Origin of the sequence: Rhodanobacter aciditrophus (genome assembly GCF_050026795.1) — a bacterium.
GTDB lineage: Bacteria > Pseudomonadota > Gammaproteobacteria > Xanthomonadales > Rhodanobacteraceae > Rhodanobacter_A.
Window position 1 is genome coordinate 110,635 of the sequence record NZ_JALBWP010000012.1, and the last position, 16,183, is coordinate 126,817.

At 70.7% G+C, this 16,183-nt stretch carries 10 protein-coding genes; 4 read left to right on the forward strand and 6 right to left on the reverse strand.

Annotation, left to right across the window (positions count from 1 at the left end; all coding sequences use genetic code 11):
• Positions 1 to 38 precede the first annotated feature (38 nt).
• From ACQGNW_RS13610 to ACQGNW_RS13625, 4 genes are all read left to right on the forward strand, one after another.
• Complete coding sequence (locus ACQGNW_RS13610; RefSeq protein WP_426664769.1) at positions 39 to 1,466, forward strand: sugar porter family MFS transporter; 1,428 nt, start codon at positions 39 to 41, stop codon at positions 1,464 to 1,466.
• A 183-nt stretch (positions 1,467 to 1,649) separates the two neighbouring features.
• On the forward strand, positions 1,650 to 2,732 hold the full coding sequence (locus ACQGNW_RS13615) for a phosphoenolpyruvate carboxykinase (ATP) (RefSeq protein ID WP_426664770.1): 1,083 nt from the start codon (positions 1,650 to 1,652) through the stop codon (positions 2,730 to 2,732).
• A 132-nt stretch (positions 2,733 to 2,864) separates the two neighbouring features.
• Positions 2,865 to 3,491, forward strand: coding sequence for a peroxiredoxin (locus ACQGNW_RS13620; protein WP_426663753.1), 627 nt, complete (start codon positions 2,865 to 2,867; stop codon positions 3,489 to 3,491).
• 226 nt (positions 3,492 to 3,717) lie between these two features.
• Complete coding sequence (locus ACQGNW_RS13625; RefSeq protein ID WP_426663754.1) at positions 3,718 to 5,445, forward strand: ATP-binding cassette domain-containing protein; 1,728 nt, start codon at positions 3,718 to 3,720, stop codon at positions 5,443 to 5,445.
• 93 nt (positions 5,446 to 5,538) lie between these two features.
• Here the strand turns inward: ACQGNW_RS13625 and ACQGNW_RS13630 are convergent, their stop codons facing one another.
• From ACQGNW_RS13630 to ACQGNW_RS13655, 6 genes are all read right to left on the reverse strand, one after another.
• Complete coding sequence (locus tag ACQGNW_RS13630) at positions 5,539 to 7,626, reverse strand: oxidoreductase (protein ID WP_426663756.1); 2,088 nt, start codon at positions 7,624 to 7,626, stop codon at positions 5,539 to 5,541.
• The gene (locus ACQGNW_RS13635; protein WP_426663757.1) at positions 7,623 to 8,945 is read right to left on the reverse strand and encodes an amino acid permease; all 1,323 of its coding nucleotides are present in this window, start codon (positions 8,943 to 8,945) and stop codon (positions 7,623 to 7,625) included. The genes ACQGNW_RS13630 and ACQGNW_RS13635 overlap by 4 nt, the downstream gene beginning before the upstream one ends.
• Positions 8,946 to 9,167: 222 nt before the next feature.
• Entirely contained in the window at positions 9,168 to 10,460 is a 1,293-nt protein-coding gene (locus tag ACQGNW_RS13640) for a Xaa-Pro dipeptidase (protein ID WP_426663758.1), read from the reverse strand.
• Positions 10,457 to 11,521, reverse strand: a complete 1,065-nt coding sequence (locus ACQGNW_RS13645; protein WP_426663760.1) for an aromatic ring-hydroxylating oxygenase subunit alpha — start codon at positions 11,519 to 11,521, stop codon at positions 10,457 to 10,459. Before ACQGNW_RS13645 ends, ACQGNW_RS13640 begins: the two co-directional genes overlap by 4 nt.
• A gap of 72 nt (positions 11,522 to 11,593) precedes the next feature.
• The gene (locus tag ACQGNW_RS13650; protein ID WP_426663761.1) at positions 11,594 to 13,630 is read right to left on the reverse strand and encodes a S9 family peptidase; all 2,037 of its coding nucleotides are present in this window, start codon (positions 13,628 to 13,630) and stop codon (positions 11,594 to 11,596) included.
• Positions 13,627 to 16,182: a CehA/McbA family metallohydrolase gene (locus ACQGNW_RS13655; protein WP_426663762.1), complete on the reverse strand. Its 2,556-nt coding sequence runs from the start codon at positions 16,180 to 16,182 to the stop codon at positions 13,627 to 13,629. The genes ACQGNW_RS13650 and ACQGNW_RS13655 overlap by 4 nt, the downstream gene beginning before the upstream one ends.
• Position 16,183 lies beyond the last annotated feature (1 nt).

A 16,183-nucleotide genomic window follows, 5' to 3' on the forward strand; every position in this document is an offset into this window, starting at 1 on the left:
CTGCGACGGGACATGCGAGAGGGGATCCAATCGTGGAAATGTACAGTGCGACATTCGATGCCGACGGTTCGCTGGAGCGGGCGGAAAACACGCGGCTGATCGTGCAGATCAGTTGCGTGGCCACCCTGGGCGGCTTCCTGTTCGGCTTCGACAGCGGCGTCATCAACGGCACGGTGGACGGGCTGAAGCAGGCCTTCCACTCCACCGCCGCCGGCATCGGCTTCGAGGTGGCCTCGATGCTGCTGGGGTGCGCAGTGGGCGCGTTCTTCGCGGGGCGCGCGGCCGATTACCAGGGGCGGCGCACGGTGCTGATCGCCGCGGCGACGCTGTTCCTGCTGTCGGCGCTGGGTGCCGGCGCCGCGCCCGGCGTGGCGTTCTTTGTCGCGGCGCGCCTCGCCGGCGGCTTCGCGGTGGGGGCGGCCAGCGTGATCGCGCCGGCCTACATCGCCGAAGTGGCGCCGGCGCGCTATCGCGGGCGACTCGCCACCATGCAGCAGGTGGCCATCATCAGTGGCCTGTTCTGCGCATTCCTCAGCAATTACCTGCTGGCCCGGGCGGCGGGTGCGTCCACCGCAGCGCTGTGGCTGGGGCAGGACGCGTGGCGCTGGATGTTCTGGATGCAGGTGCTGCCCGCCACGTTGTTCCTGGTCTCGCTGACGTTCATCCCGGAGAGCCCGCGTTTCCTGGTGATGCGCAAGCGCGAGGCGGAGGCGCGCGCCGTGCTGGTGCGCCTGTACGGCGAGGACATTGCACGCACGAAGCTGGGCGAGATCGGCAGCTCGCTGGCGCAGGATCGCCATCGCCCCAGGCTTTCCGACCTCGTGGACAAGGCCACGCACCGCATACGCCCGATCGTGTGGGTGGGCATCGGGCTGGCGGTGCTGCAACAGCTGGTGGGCATCAACGTGGTGTTCTATTACGGCGCCGTGCTGTGGCAGGCGGTGGGGTTCTCCGAGAGCGACGCGCTGCTCATCAACGTGGTGTCCGGGGCGTTGAGCATCGCGGCCTGCCTGGTGACCGTGGCGCTGGTGGATCGCATCGGCCGCAAGCCGCTGCTGTGGATCGGTTCGCTGGGCATGGCGGTCTCGCTGGCGCTGGTGGTGTGGGCGTTCGCGCAGGCGCACATCGACGCGGCGGGGAAGCTCGCATTGCCGCCGCCGGCGGGAACGCTGGCGCTGGTGGCGGCCAACGTCTACGTCGTGTTCTTCAACATGTCGTGGGGGCCGGTGATGTGGGTGATGCTGGGCGAGATGTTCCCGAACCAGATCCGCGGTTCCAGCCTGGCCGTGTCCGGCGCCGCGCAGTGGATCGCCAACTTCGCCATCACCATCAGTTTCCCGCTGCTGCTGGTGGGCATCGGCCTCGCCCCCACCTACGCCATCTACGCACTGGCAGCCGCGCTGTCCACGGTGTTCGTGCTCTGCTGTGTCAGGGAGACCCGGGGCAAGGAATTGGAACAGATGTAGAGGTCGGCCCGCGTTTCGCAGCGCAAAGTCCTTCCGGCCCGATGCGGAGTGCGGGAGATCCGAGGCGGAGCTTCGGTCGCCCGCGATGACGGGTCTGTGCGCCGAACGCGACGGCGATGCGCGCAACCTTTTCCTGCCGCGGCTGCACTCATGGACACCTGCCACGAGCCGCGCGCGACGAGGATGGCCTTGACGATCACCCACGGCATCCATGACGCGGATGCCGACCCTTTCCGCGAGCGCGGCGATCCCGCGTTCTCCGTGCGCAGGGAGATCCTGGGCGGCGACTTCCGGTTTGTCAGCGCCAGCGCGGCGCTGCTGCAGGTGGTGGAGACGGCCTATGCCGGGCTGCCGCCGCACTGCCTGCCGCCGGCCGCGCCGGAGTTCCATATCGAGCTGCGATTGCTGCCGCGCCGTGCCTTGCCACCGCGCGCCGAGCCGCCGCCCGTGCAGACGCAGTCCGGCGCGGACCTGCTGTGCGGCATGATGGACGCGTCGAACTACGTGGTGCTGGCACCCGCGCAGCGGCGGGCGCTGGTGGTGGCTTCCGGGGACATGCTCGACCGGCCCTACCACCTGCGCTACGAGCTGCTGGAATTCGCGGTGTTCACCCTCGCGACACGCGGGCTGGGCCTGGTGCCGCTGCATGGCGCCTGCGTCGGCCGGCAGGGGCGTGGCGTGCTGCTGCTGGGCGCGAGCGGCGCGGGCAAGTCGACGCTGGCCCTGCACGGCTTGCTGCATGGCCTGGACTTCCTCGCCGAGGATGCGGTCTTCGTGCAGCCGGAAAGCCTGCTCGCCACAGGCGTTGCCAACTACCTGCACGTGCAGGCCGACACGCTGCGCCAGGTGGACGACCGCGTCGCCCGGCACTGGCTCGAGCGCTCGCCGCGCATCCGCCGGCGCAGCGGCGTGGAGAAGGTCGAGGCCGACCTGCGGCTGGGCCCCGGCCGGCTCGCGGCGGCCCCCCTGGATCTGGCCGGAGCGGTGTTCGTGTCCGCCGAGGCGGCCGACGATGCGGATGCGCTGCTGAGCCGGGTCTGCGGCAGCGAGGCGACGGCCCGGCTGCGCGCCTGCCAGTCATACGCGGCGACCCAGCCGGGCTGGGGCCGGTTCGAGCAACTGCTGGTCGAGCGCGGTGTCCATGAGTTGCGTCGCGGGCGCCATCCACGCGACGCCGTCGCCGTGCTGCACCGGCTGCTCGAAGCGCCGCAGGCCGGGCGCCCGGCGACGGCCGGGGACATTCTTGCCGTCCACGACGGACACTGACGTCCTTGTCGATGGGAGAGGTAACCTCGGCGGCGGGTCCGACGAACCACCGGGGTGGTTCCACATCAACCAGGCGGGAACCCGGCGCGGGCGATGCCGTGCCGGGTCGATGCACACATGCGAGGGTCGCACATGAAGACGCGTATTGCGGGATTGAAGGTCGCTGCGGCGCTGCTGGCGCTGCTGGTGGCGATGCCGGCGGTTGCCGCGCTCAAGCCCGGCGCCAAGGCGCCGGATTTCACCGCCGAGGCCAGTCGTGCCGGCAAGGATTTCAGCTTCTCGCTCAAGGAGGCCCTCAAGAAGGGGCCGGTGGTGGTGTACTTCTACCCGGCGGCGTACACCGGCGGCTGCGATCTGGAGGCGCATACCTTCGCCACCGAGAAGGCCGGGTTCGACGCGGCCGGCGCCACCATCATCGGCGTGTCCGCCGACAGCATCGAGCGGCTGAATGCGTTCTCGTCGGATCCGAAGTACTGCGCCGGCAAGTTTCCGGTGGCCTCCGACCCCGACGGCAAGGTGGCGGCGTCCTACGGCCTCCGGATGGCGGCGGGGCAGGCCGGCATCAAGGATGTGCGCGGGGTGGCGATCGACCATGGCTTCATCTCGCGCACCACGTTCGTGATCGGCAGCGACGGCCGGATCGTCGCCACGCTGTCATCGGAGACCGATCACCTGCGGCCCGACCAGCACGTGACGCGGTCGCTGGCCATCGTGCAGGGCCTGCGTACCGGCAAGATGCCTGCGGCCGGCGACCGCTGAGCAGGCCGCTCCGCCGGGGCCGGTGCGCACGGCGGGGGTACCGGGTGGCGCCGGTGAGATGAAACGTGGTGGCCGCGGACAACCTCTCGTCCGTCGGTTCGCACTCACCGGCATGCGACATCCGACCAGGGAGCAGTCTCGCACCGAATCGTCGGGCAGCGCCTTCGGAACCGCGGCTGCCCACGGGCCGCGCGATCCGGCGGCGATGCCCGACGAACCTTCAGCCATGCACGCGCGGTCGCTGGAGCTGCTGCGTGCACTGCTGCGCACGCTTGCGCGCAGGGATCTGGCGGAAACCGCGGCGTACGTCGCGCTGTCGCTGGGTGCTGCCGTCGCCGGCGCCCTGGCGGCACTGCTGCTGGTGCCGCTGGTGCAGCCCGGCCACGCCTTGCCGTTCGGCGACGGCCTGCTCGGCGCACGTCGCGGCGTCGGCGCGCAGGCGGCGAGCTTCGCCGCGGCCAGCGGCGCGTTTGCGCTGCTGCGCTGGCTGGCGGCGAGGCTGGGCGCGCGGCTGGTCGGCCGCTACGGCGTGAGTCTTCGCCGCAAGGTGCATGCGCGGCTGATCGATGCGCCGCTGGCGGCCCTGGCCGATGCGACGTCCGCGGAAATCGCGAACGTGCTCACCCACAACGTCGAGATCCTCGTGCAGGGCTTCAGCGCCCTGCAGCAGCTGCTGGTGGTCGGGATCACCGCGGCAGTCAGCCTGGGTTTCGCGCTCTGGGTCTCGCCGCCGCTGCTGCTGGCCGCGCCGGTGCTGGTCGGTCTCGGGCTGGCCACCTCGCGCGCCTATGGCCGTGAGCAGGCGCTGGTCGCGCGGCGCTACGTCGCCGACATGACGCAGCTGTTCTGGCACAGCGAGGACTTTCCGCGGCGCCTGCGCCACGTGCGTTCGTTCGAACGCGAGGCCGCGGAGAAGGCAAGCTGCGGCGCGATCGCGGCCCGGCTCGGCCACGGCTATCGTCGCCAGCTGGAACTGGTGGCCTCCGGGAGGCTGGTGCTCGAGCTGCTGGCCACGCTCGGCATCACCGCGCTGTTCCTGCTCGCCGACCGCTGGCGCGGCATGGACCGCGCCTCGCTCATCGCCGTGTGCCTGCTGCTGGGGCGCCTGCTGCCCTACCTGGTGGCGACGCGGCAAAGCTTCCAGCAATTGCGTTCGACTGCCCCGGCCTTCGAGCTGTGGCATCGCTACATGCGCCTGGCCGCGGACCGTCTGCCCGCGCCTGCGATGCCCGTGCAAGCGGCGCCGGGCGGCGGGGTCCTGCGCATCCAGCGGATGCGGGTCACGCCGCCGCTGGCGGGCCTCGAAGTCGGCGAGCTGGAGCTGGTGCCCGGCGAGCTCACGCTGATCTCCGGCGACTCCGGGATCGGCAAGAGCAGCCTGGTCGACGTGCTGGCCGGCATGACGGCGCCGCAGGTCTTCGTCGCGCGCCTCGACCGCCGACCCATCGGTTTCGACGCCTATCGCGAGCTGGTGCGCCATGGCGCCTACGTCAGCCAGAACGTGCGGCCGTGGCAACGCTCGGTGCGCGAGTGCCTGCGCTGGGCGGCGCCCGACGCCACCGATGGGCGGCTGCGCAGCGCGCTGGCCGACGTCGGCCTCGAGCGCCGGCTGGCCGACTTCCCGCGCGGGCTCGACACCGCGCTGCACAGCGCGTCCGGCCGCCTGTCCGGCGGCGAACTGCAGCGGCTGCTGCTGGCGCAGGTGATCCTGCGGCAGCCACGCCTGGCCGTGCTGGACGAGGCCACCAGCGCGCTGGATGCCGCCGCGGAGCTGGCGGTCCTCGCCGCACTGAAGCGGCGCCTGCCGCGAACCACCCTGATCGTCGTGTCGCACCGGCCCGGCGTGGCGGTGCTGGCCGAGCAATGCCTGACGATCGAGAGCGGCTTCCCGGCGGCGGTGTCCGGGAACGCCACCCTGCGCTGCACCGCACGGCGGCAGGCGTGCAACGCCTGAACCACGGCGGCCATCGCCGATGGCCCGGCGCAGCCCGGGAAACCCTCAAGGCGGTGCCGGCGCAGGTGAAGACCCCGATAACCGCGACGGGAGTCAGCGGGTCGTCGGGGCTGCGTCGTACCCCGGGTCCGGTCCGTGGAAATGCCGCTTGAACGCCACCGCCCCCGTTGCCGGTTCCCCCAGCTCCCGCGCATACCGATGTCCCGCGTAGACCGCATGGGCGATCAGCCCCGGGGCATCGGAGTCGCCGATGTTGCGCACGCTCTGGATGCCCGCTTGGGTCCAGTCGGCTTCGCGTTCCACCAGCGCTTGATGGAGCGCGTCGTCGGGCAGGCGGGCGGTGACGGTGAGTACGGCGTCGACGGCGAGCGATTGCTGGCGGCCTTCCCAGGCGTGGTCGAGGGCGAGCGTGTCGCCGTCGTAGCTGGCGACGGTGTGGGAGACGATCACCTCAATGCCGAGCTTGGCCAGCCGCTTGCGGATGTGGCGGTAGTCGAGCGTGTTCTGGCTCCATGGGGCGACGCTGTCTTCCGGCGTCACGTACACCACGTCGCAGCCGTGGGCGTGCAGCTGTTCGGCGGCGATGCTGGCGTAGTAGAAGCCGTCGTCGTCGAGCACGGCGACGCGGCCGGCCGGAATGCGTCCGTCCATCAGGTCGTCCAGCGTGCAGACCCCGGGGTTGTCGACGAAGCCGGGGATCGCGGCGCCGTGGCTGCGGCCGTAGCCGTCGCGGCGCCAGTGGCAGCCGGTGGCCAGCACCACGTGCTCGGCGCCGAAGTCGAGCACGTCTTGCGCGCCGAGCGCGGAGTCGAGATAGACCGAGACATTGGGAAGCTTCTGGATCTGGCCGATGCGCCAGTCGCGCACGCGTGCCCATTCGGCCAGGCCGGGCAGGCGCGCCTCGCGGGTGACGCGTCCGCCGAGTTCCCTGCGGGCTTCGGCCAGGCTCACTTCGTAGCCGCGCTGGCCCAGCGCGCGCGCCGCTTCCAGCCCGGCGGGGCCGCCGCCGACCACCAGCACGCGGGCAGGTTTCCTGGCCGGGGCGATGCGCTCGGGATGCCAGTTCTTGCGCCACTCCTCGCCCATGGTGGGGTTCTGCGTGCAGCGGATCGGCGAGATGGTCATGTCGCCGGACACGCAGATGTTGCAGCCGATGCATTCGCGGATGTCGTCGACGCGGCCCTGTTCCACCTTCCTGGGCAGGAACGGATCGGCGATGGATGGGCGCGCGGCGCCGATCAGGTCCAGCACCCCGCGCTTGATCTGCGACACCATGGTGTCCGGCGAGGTGAAGCGGCCCACGCCGACCACCGGCTTGCTGGTGACCTGTTTGACGAAGGCGACGAACGGCTCCTGCGCACCCTCGGCGGCGAAGCGCGAGGGCACCGAATCGTTGTACCAGGCGGCCACGTTCACGTCCCACAGGTCGGGCAGCTCGGCGAGCATCGCCACGATGTCCTTCGCTTCGGCCAACTCCACGCCGCCGGCGCCGAGCAGTTCCTCGGTGGCGAAGCGCAGCGCCACGCCGCAGCGGTGGCCGATGGCTTCCCTGGTGTCTTCCAGCACCTCGCGCAGCAGGCGCACGCGGTTCTCCAGCGAGCCGCCGTAGGCGTCGCTGCGCTGGTTGCGGCGGCGCTGCAGGAAGTGCATCGGAAGAGACAGATCGTGCGCGGCGTAGACATAAACGATGTCCATGCCCGCGCGCATCGCGCGCACGGCGGCCTCGCGATGCCAGCGGCGATATTCGTTGATGTCCTTCAGCGACATCGCGCGCGCCTGCGACGGGTAGCCGTACTTGCTCGGCTGGTGCGAGGGGCCGATCAGCACCTCGCGCGAATACAGGTTCGACGCGGTCGGGCCGTTGTGCGACAGCTCCACTGCGGCCAGCGCGCCGTGCGCGTGCACCTTGTCGCACATCAGCGCCAGGGCAGGGATGTCGGCATCGTCCCACAGCCGCGCCTCGACGTAGGGCGTGAGGTCGCTGCTGGGGTGGATCTCGCACTCCTCGGTGGAGACCACCGCCCAGCCGCCCTCGGCCTTCACCTCGCGCATCGCCGCGTGGGCCAACGGCATGGCGTGGCCCATGCCGTTGCAGTGGGGCACCTGGAAGAAGCGGTTCTTCGCGGTGACCGGGCCGATCCGCACCGGGGTGAACAGGATGTCGTAGCGGGAGTCTCTCATCGGGCGGACGCCTTGGCGGGCCGAGCGGATTTGCGGCGCAGGCGCATGAAGGCATACAGCGGCAGGCCCGCGGCGATCAAGCCCAGCGCCAGCACGAACGGTTCGTGGCCGCTGCCGACGAAGGCGAAGATCGTGTACAGCACGCCGATCATGGCCACCAGCAGCGCGGCACGACCCAAGCCCGGAGCGCTGCCGCGCCGCCACAGCACCACCAGGCCCAGCGAGCAGCACAGGTAGAGCGGCAGGTTGGCGGCGGTCACCACGCGGGTGATGAAGGTGAAGGCCGAGACCAGCGACTTGCTGTAGCTCATCCAGATCATCACCGAGGCCAGCGCGCCGGTGACCAGCAGGCCCGTAGCCGGCGCGCCATGGCGGTTGCTCCGCGCGAGCACGGCCGGCAGCACGCCGTTGTCGGCCATGGTGCGGGTCAGCTGGCCGCTCAGCAGGGTCCAGCCATTGAGGCAGCCCAGGCCGCTGACCACCACGAACAGCGCCAGCCAGCGGCCGGAGCCGGCATGGACGAAGCGGTCCATCAGCAGCGCGAACGGCGCATTGGCCTCGGTCAGTTCGTGCTGCGGGATCAGCAGCAGCGGCACGGTCGACACGATGATGTAGATGACCGCGGTGAGCGCGGTGCCGGTCATCGTCGCGCGCGGAATGGTGCGGCCGGGGTTGTCGACATGCGCCGCCGGCACGCTGGCCGATTCGATGCCCAGCATCGCGAACAGGGCGATGGTCGAGGCCGCCATCACGCCGCCCAGGCTCAGCGGCGTGGCCGGCGGGTGCGCCACGTAATCGCCGGGCGCGGTCAGCAGGATCCAGCCGCCGAGCAGGGCGATCGCCAGCATCGGCAACAGTTTCAGCGCGGTGGTGACGATCTGCACGCCGCCGCCGCTGCGCAGGCCGAACAGGTTGACGCCGGTGAAGGTCCACAGCAGCCCGAGCGCGAACAGGTCGGGGCGGATCGCACCGAACTGCGGGACCGCCGCGGTGAGGTAGCCGACCGCGCCGGTGGCGAGCGCCGCGTTGGTCAGCCATACCGAGACCCAGTAGGCCCACAGTGCCATGTACGCCGGCATCTCGCCGAGCGTGGCGCGCACGTACCCGTAAGGCCCGTCGGCATCGGGCAGGCTGCGCGACAGGTAGGCGAACACGCGGGCCAGCGCGAGGCAGCCGAGCAGGGTGATGACCCAGCCGATCAGCGCGTTGAAACCGTAGCTGGCGAGCGAGGCGGGCAGCAGGAAGATGCCCATGCCGATCACGTTGCCGACCACCAGCGCGGTGCAGGTCCAGAAGCCGATCTTGGTGCCGTGAGTCATGTGGTGCGCTCGTGGTGGTGCGAGGGTTGGGTGTTCATGTGATGCGTGTGATTCCTCAGCGTCATCCCGGCGAAAGCCGGGATCCAGCGTCTTTGCACTTCAACAGCTTGAAGTCACTGGATCCCAGCCTTCGCTGGGATGACGGAGAGGGGGTTTGTGTCTCTCCCGCAGCAACCGGGCGAAACAGGCGAGACGGGTCACGAAACCTCAACGACACGCCCATCACTCCAGCGACACCGGCGTACCGGCCTTGATTACGCCGCGGATGGAACGCAGGCAGTCGATCCTTTGCAGCGGATTGCAGCCCACGGCGACCAGGTCGGCGGCCTTGCCGGGGGCGATCGAGCCGAGTTCCTGCTCCTTGCCGAGCAGGCGGGCGGCGTCGATGGTGGCCGAGCGGATCGCCTGCAGCGGGGTCATGCCCCAGCGCACCATGTAGGCGAACTGGCGGGCGTTCTGGCCGTGCGGATAGACCCCGGCGTCGGTGCCGAAGGCCATGTGCACGCCGGCCTTCAGCGCCTTGCGGAAGCCTTGGCGCTGGGCCAGCGTGGTCTCCTCGTTCTTGCGCAGGATCTCCGGCGACCAGTGGTCGCGGGTGCCGATTTCCTCGATGTAGTCGCCGTCGTAGATGTCGGCGACCAGCCAGGTGCCGTGCTTGGCCATCAGCGCGATGCCTTCGTCGTCGATCAGCGAGCCGTGCTCGATGGAACGCACGCCGGCGCGGATCGCCCGCTTGATGCCCTCGGCGCCGTGGGCGTGGGCGGCGACGAACTTGCCGCGCCTGGCCGCCTCCACCACGGCGGCATGGATCTCCGCCTCGGTGAATTCCGGCTTGCCCGGCTCGGTGCCGTTGGCCAGTACGGCGCCGGTGGCGATCACCTTGATCAGGTCGGCACCGTGGTCGAGGATCAGGTCGACATGCTGGCGCACGTCGTCCACGCCCTTGGACACGCCCTGGCGGAACTCCGGCGGCACCACGGTGCCGGGCGGCAGGCCGGTGATCTCTCCGCCGCCGCCGGGCACGGTGATGTAGGCGCCGGCGACGAACATGCGCGGACCGGGAATCTCGCCGGCGTTGATCGCATCGCGCAGGGCGATGTCGGCGAAGCCGCGGTACACGCCGACGTCGCGCACGGTGGTGAAGCCAGCCTGCAGCGTCTTGCGCGCGTTCATCGCGCCGATGAACGCCTGTTGCGCCGGGCTGATCTTCAGCGGCGCAGCGATGTCGGCGGTCTCGGCTTCCTCGGAGATGTGCGTGTGCATGTCCATCAGGCCGGGGACCACGGTCCAGGCCGTCCAGTCGAGCACGCGCGCACCCTTGCCCGTGGCGGCGGACCACGGCTGCACCGAGACGACCTTGCCGTCGGCGAGCGTCACCGCCTGGTCGGCCAGCATCTTGCCGCTGTCGACATCGAGCAGGTGGCCGGCATGCACCACGGTGCGGTCGGCGGCCTGGGCGGATGCGGCGAGGGCCGCAGCGAGGGCGAGCAGCAGGGTAGGCAGGGCCTTTTTCACGCGTGCTCTTCCGCGGCGGCGTAGGCCGCGCGCAGCTGGTTGTGGAAATGCCAGACTCCGCTCTCGCGTTTCGGGCACAGCCGGCCGGCCTCGTAGGTGCCGGAGGTCAGGCCGCGCTGCACGGCGACGCAGATGGCGATGTCCTCCTGCTGCACCTCGTCGCTGAATTCCTGGTCGGCGGCGATGCGCGCCTGCGCGGCGTCGTCCTGCGCGTAGTAGTAGTCGAACTCCACGCGGCAGCGGTCCGGGCCCAGCGGCACGATTCGGTTGGTCTGCAGCCGCCCCGGCATGATGTTGAGCATCACGTTGGGGTAGACGAAGTAATAGAACGCCTCGCCGTCACCGTAGATCGCGGTGCTGTTGCGCAGCGGCGAGGACTGCAGCGAGTACCAGTCGAACAGCTCGGTGTCGTAGGCGCGGTAGTCCAGCACCTTCGACAGGCCCGGATGCACGTGGGGCAGGTGGTAGCCCTCGAGGAAGTTGTCGACGTAGACCTTCCAGTTGCAGTCGATCTCGTAGCTGTCGCGGCGCAGGTAGCGCATCGCCGAAAGGTCGATCGGCGCGATGCGCTCGGCGATGCCGCCGTAGACCTCGCCGAACGGCGGCACGGCGTCGTCCAGCGCCACGAACACCAGGCCCTGCCACTCGTGCACGCGGATCGGCGGCAGGCGGATCTCCTCGACGTTGAAGTCGGCCGCGCCCTGCATCTCCGGCGCGCTGCGCAGCTGGCCCTCCAGCGTGTAGGTCCAGCCGTGGTACTTGCAGTGCAGGGCGCGCGCGCCCTTGCCGTTGCACAGCGCCAGCGGGCCGGCGCGGTGGCGGCACACGTTGACGAAGCCGCGCAGCACGCCGTCCTGCCCGCGCACCACGATCACCGGCACGTGGCCGACCTGTTCCACCACGTGGTCGCCCGGCTCGGCGAGCTGGCCCTGGTGCGCCACCAGCTGCCAGCTGCGGGCAAACACCGCACGGTGCTCCATCGCCAGCAGCGCGTCGCACACGTAGTAGCGGGCGGGCAGGGCGGTGGCGCGGTCGAGAGGGGCGGCGGACAGGTCGTTCATGGGCGGCTTCCGGCGGTTGGGCGAGGGTGTCCGGGCGAGTATTACCCGTCCCGGACGGGGGCGGTGAGCCTCTCAGGGAGATGTGCCTCCGGGCTTGAGGAAGCGCTCGTACCAGGCGAGGTTGCGGCGCATGCGGTCGAGCAGGTAGCTCGGTACGCTGATCTCGTGGTGCTGGCCGGGGTAGACCACCAGCTGGGTCGGCACGCCGCGCGAACGCAGCGCCTGGTACATCTGCTCGGCGCCGATGCACGGCACGTTGAAGTCGATCTGGCCGCACTGGAACAGCGTGGGCGTGGCGATGCGGTCGGCGTGCAGGAACGGGTAGCTGGCGCGGTCCCAGGCGGCGCGGTGGTCCCAAGGCGTGCCCAGTTCCAGCTCGTACTCGCGGGCGTATTCGTCGTCGCCGTACATGCCGTACATGTTGCCGGTGCCGGCACCGCTGATCGCCGCCTTGAAGCGCGTGGTGCGGGCGATCACCTCGTCGGTGAGGATGGCGCCGTAGCTCCAGCCGCCGATGCCCAGGTGGTCCGGATCGGCGACGCCGAGCTTGATCGCATGGTCCACGCCGGCCATCAGGTCCTGCATGTCCTTGTCGCCCCAGTCGGCGTAGATCGCCCTGGCGAAGTCGAAGCCGCGGCCGGAGCTGCCGCGCGGGTTCACCGCCAGCACGGCGAAGCCGTTGGCCGCGTACACCTGCCAGTCCTCCATGAACTCATGGCTGAACTGGTACACCGGGCCACCATGCACGCGCAGGATGGTCGGGTAGCGCTTGCCCTTGACGTAGCCGATCGGCTTCACCAGCAGCGCGTCGAGCCTGGTGCCGTCGGCGCCGGTGAAGTGCAGGGTCTCGGTGTTCGCCAGCTGCTTGCCGGCCAGCCACGCGTTGTGGTCGGCCAGCAGGCGCAGGTGGCCGCCATCGAGCGCGGCGATGTTGTAGGGGTGCAGGTCGTCGCCGCCGAGCACGGCGATGCGGCCATCGCGTGCCACCGACAGGTCCACGTCGAAACGGTCGCCGTGGGTCAGCTCGGTGACCTTGCCGCTGGGCACGTCGATGCGCGCCAGGTGGGTGACCTCGGCCTGCTCGATGAGCGCGTACACGCTGCGCCCGTCCGGCGCCCAGGTCGGGTGGGTGAAGCAGCGGTCGATCGGCGCGGGGATCGTCGCCTTGCCGCTGGCCACGTCGATCACCGCCAGCTGCCAGGGCGCGTAGTAGATCCAGTGGTCATCGCCGCTGCGCAGGTAGGCGATGCGCTTGCCGTCCGGCGACCAGGCCGGGCGCGAGGCCCAGTACGGATCGAGGTCGGAGCCGGGGAAGGTGGTGAGCTGGCGTTCGGCGGCACCGGCGCGGGCGTCGATGACGTGGATGTCGAAGTCGAGGGTGCGGTCCGGGTCGGCACCGCGCTTGGTGACGTAGGCGATCTGCCGGCTGTCCGGCGACCACGCAGGCAACTGCTCGTCGTGCTTGCCGGGGGTGAGCTCGGTGGCCTGGCCGCTGGCGAGGTCGACCACGTACAGGTGCTTGTGGCGCGCGCCCAGCCAGCCCGAGTCGTCGTCCTTGAACTGGAAGCGGTCGGTGACGATCGGCGGCGGGTTCTTCGGCTTCGGCGTGCCGGCGGGACGCTCGGGGTCGAAGGCGATCACCGCCAGCCGCTTGCCGTCCGGCGACAGCGCGAACTCCTCCACGCCGGCGGGGAGATGGGTGACCTGGTGCGCCTCGCCGCCGTCGGCGGGCATCGTCCAGACCTGCGTGCCGTTGTCGTCGTCGTCCTTGCCGTCGGCGGGCTTGCGGTCGGCCAGGAAGGCGATGAAGCGGCCGTCGCCGGACCACTGCGCTTGCGACTCGTCCGCGTCGGGCGTGTGGGTGAGTTGGGTGCGGCCGCGACCGTCGAAGCCGACCCGCCACAGGTCCGACTGCGGCTGGTCGCGTTCGGCATTCGTGGTGGTGACGGTGTAGACCAGCCAGCGGCCGTCGGGCGACAGCGCCGGGTCGGCGAGCACGGCGAGGCGGTTGAGGTCGGCCGGGGTGAACGGCGTCTTGTCGGCGGCGAAGGTGGCCAGCGGCAACAGCGCCAGCGCGAGCAAGGCCAGATGCTGCAGGCGACGGATCATCGGCCGGCCTCCGCCGTCGACGACTGACCGGCGGCCAGTGCGCGATAGGCCGCACGGGCCTTGCCCAGGTAGTCCAGCGTCATGCGCTTCTCCGCCGCGGTGTTGTAGTCGTCGCGTGCGGCGGCGGCGTCGATGGTGCGGTCCATCCACCGGGCGAACCACGCGGCATCGTCGCGCGCGCTGGTCGCGAGCACGTGGTCGCCCAGCCACACCGGGTTGGTGGTGGCGTAGGGGTAGAGGTCGAGCACTTGCGGATCGGCGCCGTCGTTCCACGCGCGCAGCAGCACCCAGCCGCCGTCGAGGTCGAGATCGCCCTCGGCGTCGAGACGGCGGCGGTCGCCCCCGAGCGTGAAGGTCTTCACCACCTGGCCGTTGTGCACCAGTTCCAGGTGATCCACGGCAACGGGCGAGCGCAGCGCCACGCGGTAGTGGTGGCGCCCCGGGGCAAGCTGCGTGCCGGGGCGGGCGCCGTCGAGCAGGAAGCCGAGCAGCGGGCCGTTGCTGGCGAAGCCGTGGCCGGCCTTCAGCGCCGCGAGCGCGCTGGCCGCGTCGCGCCGGCCGCCGGTGTCGAGGAACACGCGGTTCATGCCGACCGGGCCGCGCAGCGAGGCGTAGTTGGCCATCGCGTCGGTGCCCGCGCCGGTGGGCAGGCGGAAGCCCAGGTTGAGCAGGCGGTACCACACGGCGGCGGTGGCCTTGTGGTCGGAGAAGCCCATCACCTCGATGTAGTCGACCTTGCCTTCGATCACGTCGGCGGGCAGCTCGTTGCTGAGCACCGGATCGTGTACCGGGTCGGGCAGCACGTCGAACGGATGCACGTAGCCGACCAGGGCGCCCTGCGCGTGGGCGAGGTCGGCCACGGCGGCATTCGTCGGCCACGGGCTGGCCATCGCGGTGTGGCGGTAGGCCGAGTAGCCCTGGGTGATGTAGTGGTCGGTCAGGTGCAGCAGGCCGAGGTGGCCCCAGAAACTGGTGTGGTACTCCTGCCCGTGCAGCACCAGGGTCTGCGGCGTGCTGGCCGGGTCGGCGTCGGTGCGGAAGCTGGCGATGTCCGGCACGCGCTCTTCCTTGTTCACCACCAGGTCCCAGGCGATGTCGAGATCCTCGGCGCGCGCCTGCAGCGCGAGGTGCGCGGGCGTGTTGCGGTAGTGGCCGCCGTAGTTCATGTGGATGTGCAGGTCGGCGCTGACGAAGTGGCCGTAGGCGGCCGGCAGCGCGTCCGGCACCAGGGTGGCGGTGAGCTGCGTGGCGTGGCCGGTCGACAGGTCCACCGTGCGGCGCCACGGCGCGTAGGCGAAGCCGTGCTGCACCCAGATCGCCGCCTTGCCGGCCGGCACGTCCAGCGTGCACGGCGGCGCGCAGTGGAAGTAGTGCGTTTCGCTGTGCTGCAGGGCGCGGTCGAAGCCGTCGTCGGCCGAGACCCAGGCGTGCGGCGGCGCGTAGGCGCGGCCGTCGCCGGCCACGATCGCCACGCGCGCAGGCGTGCGCTGGCCATGCTCGTCGACGATGTCGAGGGTGAGGCGGGCCTGCGGCGACCGGTAGTGGCGATGCGTCGCCACCACGTCCTGGCTGGCGCCGCCCAGCGTCTCGATCACGCGCAGTGCGGTGTCGCCGTCGCGGTTGTCGATGACGGCGATGCGCGAGCCGTCCGGCGACCAGCGCGCGTTGCGGCGGTCGAACGCGCCGAAGCTCAGCGGCAGCGGCGCAGCGCCGTCGGCGGTGGTCAGCCACAGCTGCTGGTGCTGGCGGCCGTGGTAGCTGGAATACAGCAGGCGCTTGCCGTCCGGCGCCAGTTCGGGTCGCGCGCTCCAGCTGGTCTCCTCGCTCAGCACGCGGCGACGCTGCGCGGGGTGGTCGACCTCCACGGCGAAGATGTCGCCGGTGCCCCAGCCGATCTCCGGGTTGCTGACGTAGTAGATCGTCCTGCCGTCGGGCGACCAGGACGGATTGATCGCGTGGTCGAAGGCCGAGTAGTAGTAGCGATCCAGCGTGCTCTTGCGCTCGCCCAGCAGCAGGTGCGGGTGGTGCAGGCCGGCGCCGTCGACGTCGGCGAGGAACAGATTGAAGTGGCCGGTGCCCTGCGTGGAGACCCAGGCGAGCCGCTTGCCGTCGGGCGACAGCCGCGGCTCCACGTTCACCGCGCCCTGGTCGGTGAGGCGCTGCTCGCGGCCGTTGCCGAGATCCAGCCGCCACAGTTCCAGCGCGTTGCCGTCGTAGCGGGTGAACACCACGCTGCGGCCGTCGCGCGAGGCGTCGGGCTGGTAGTCGTAGGCGGCCGTGGGGTGGGTCAGTTCGGTGGCGTTGTCGTCGCCGATGCGCTGGCGCCACAGCGAGCCGCCCATGCTGTAGACGAGCGTGTTGCCGTCGGGCAGGAAGCTGGCCGAGGACGGGCCGGCGGTGAGCTGCGGCAGGTACAGCTCGCGCCAGTAGTAGCTGTGCGGCAGGTCGACCTGCTTGAGCACGGGTTCGCGCGCGGCCTGCGCGGACGCCGCACCGAACATCATGACCAGGAAGGTGGCGAGGACGGGTGCGGCGTGCGCGAGGCGTTTCATG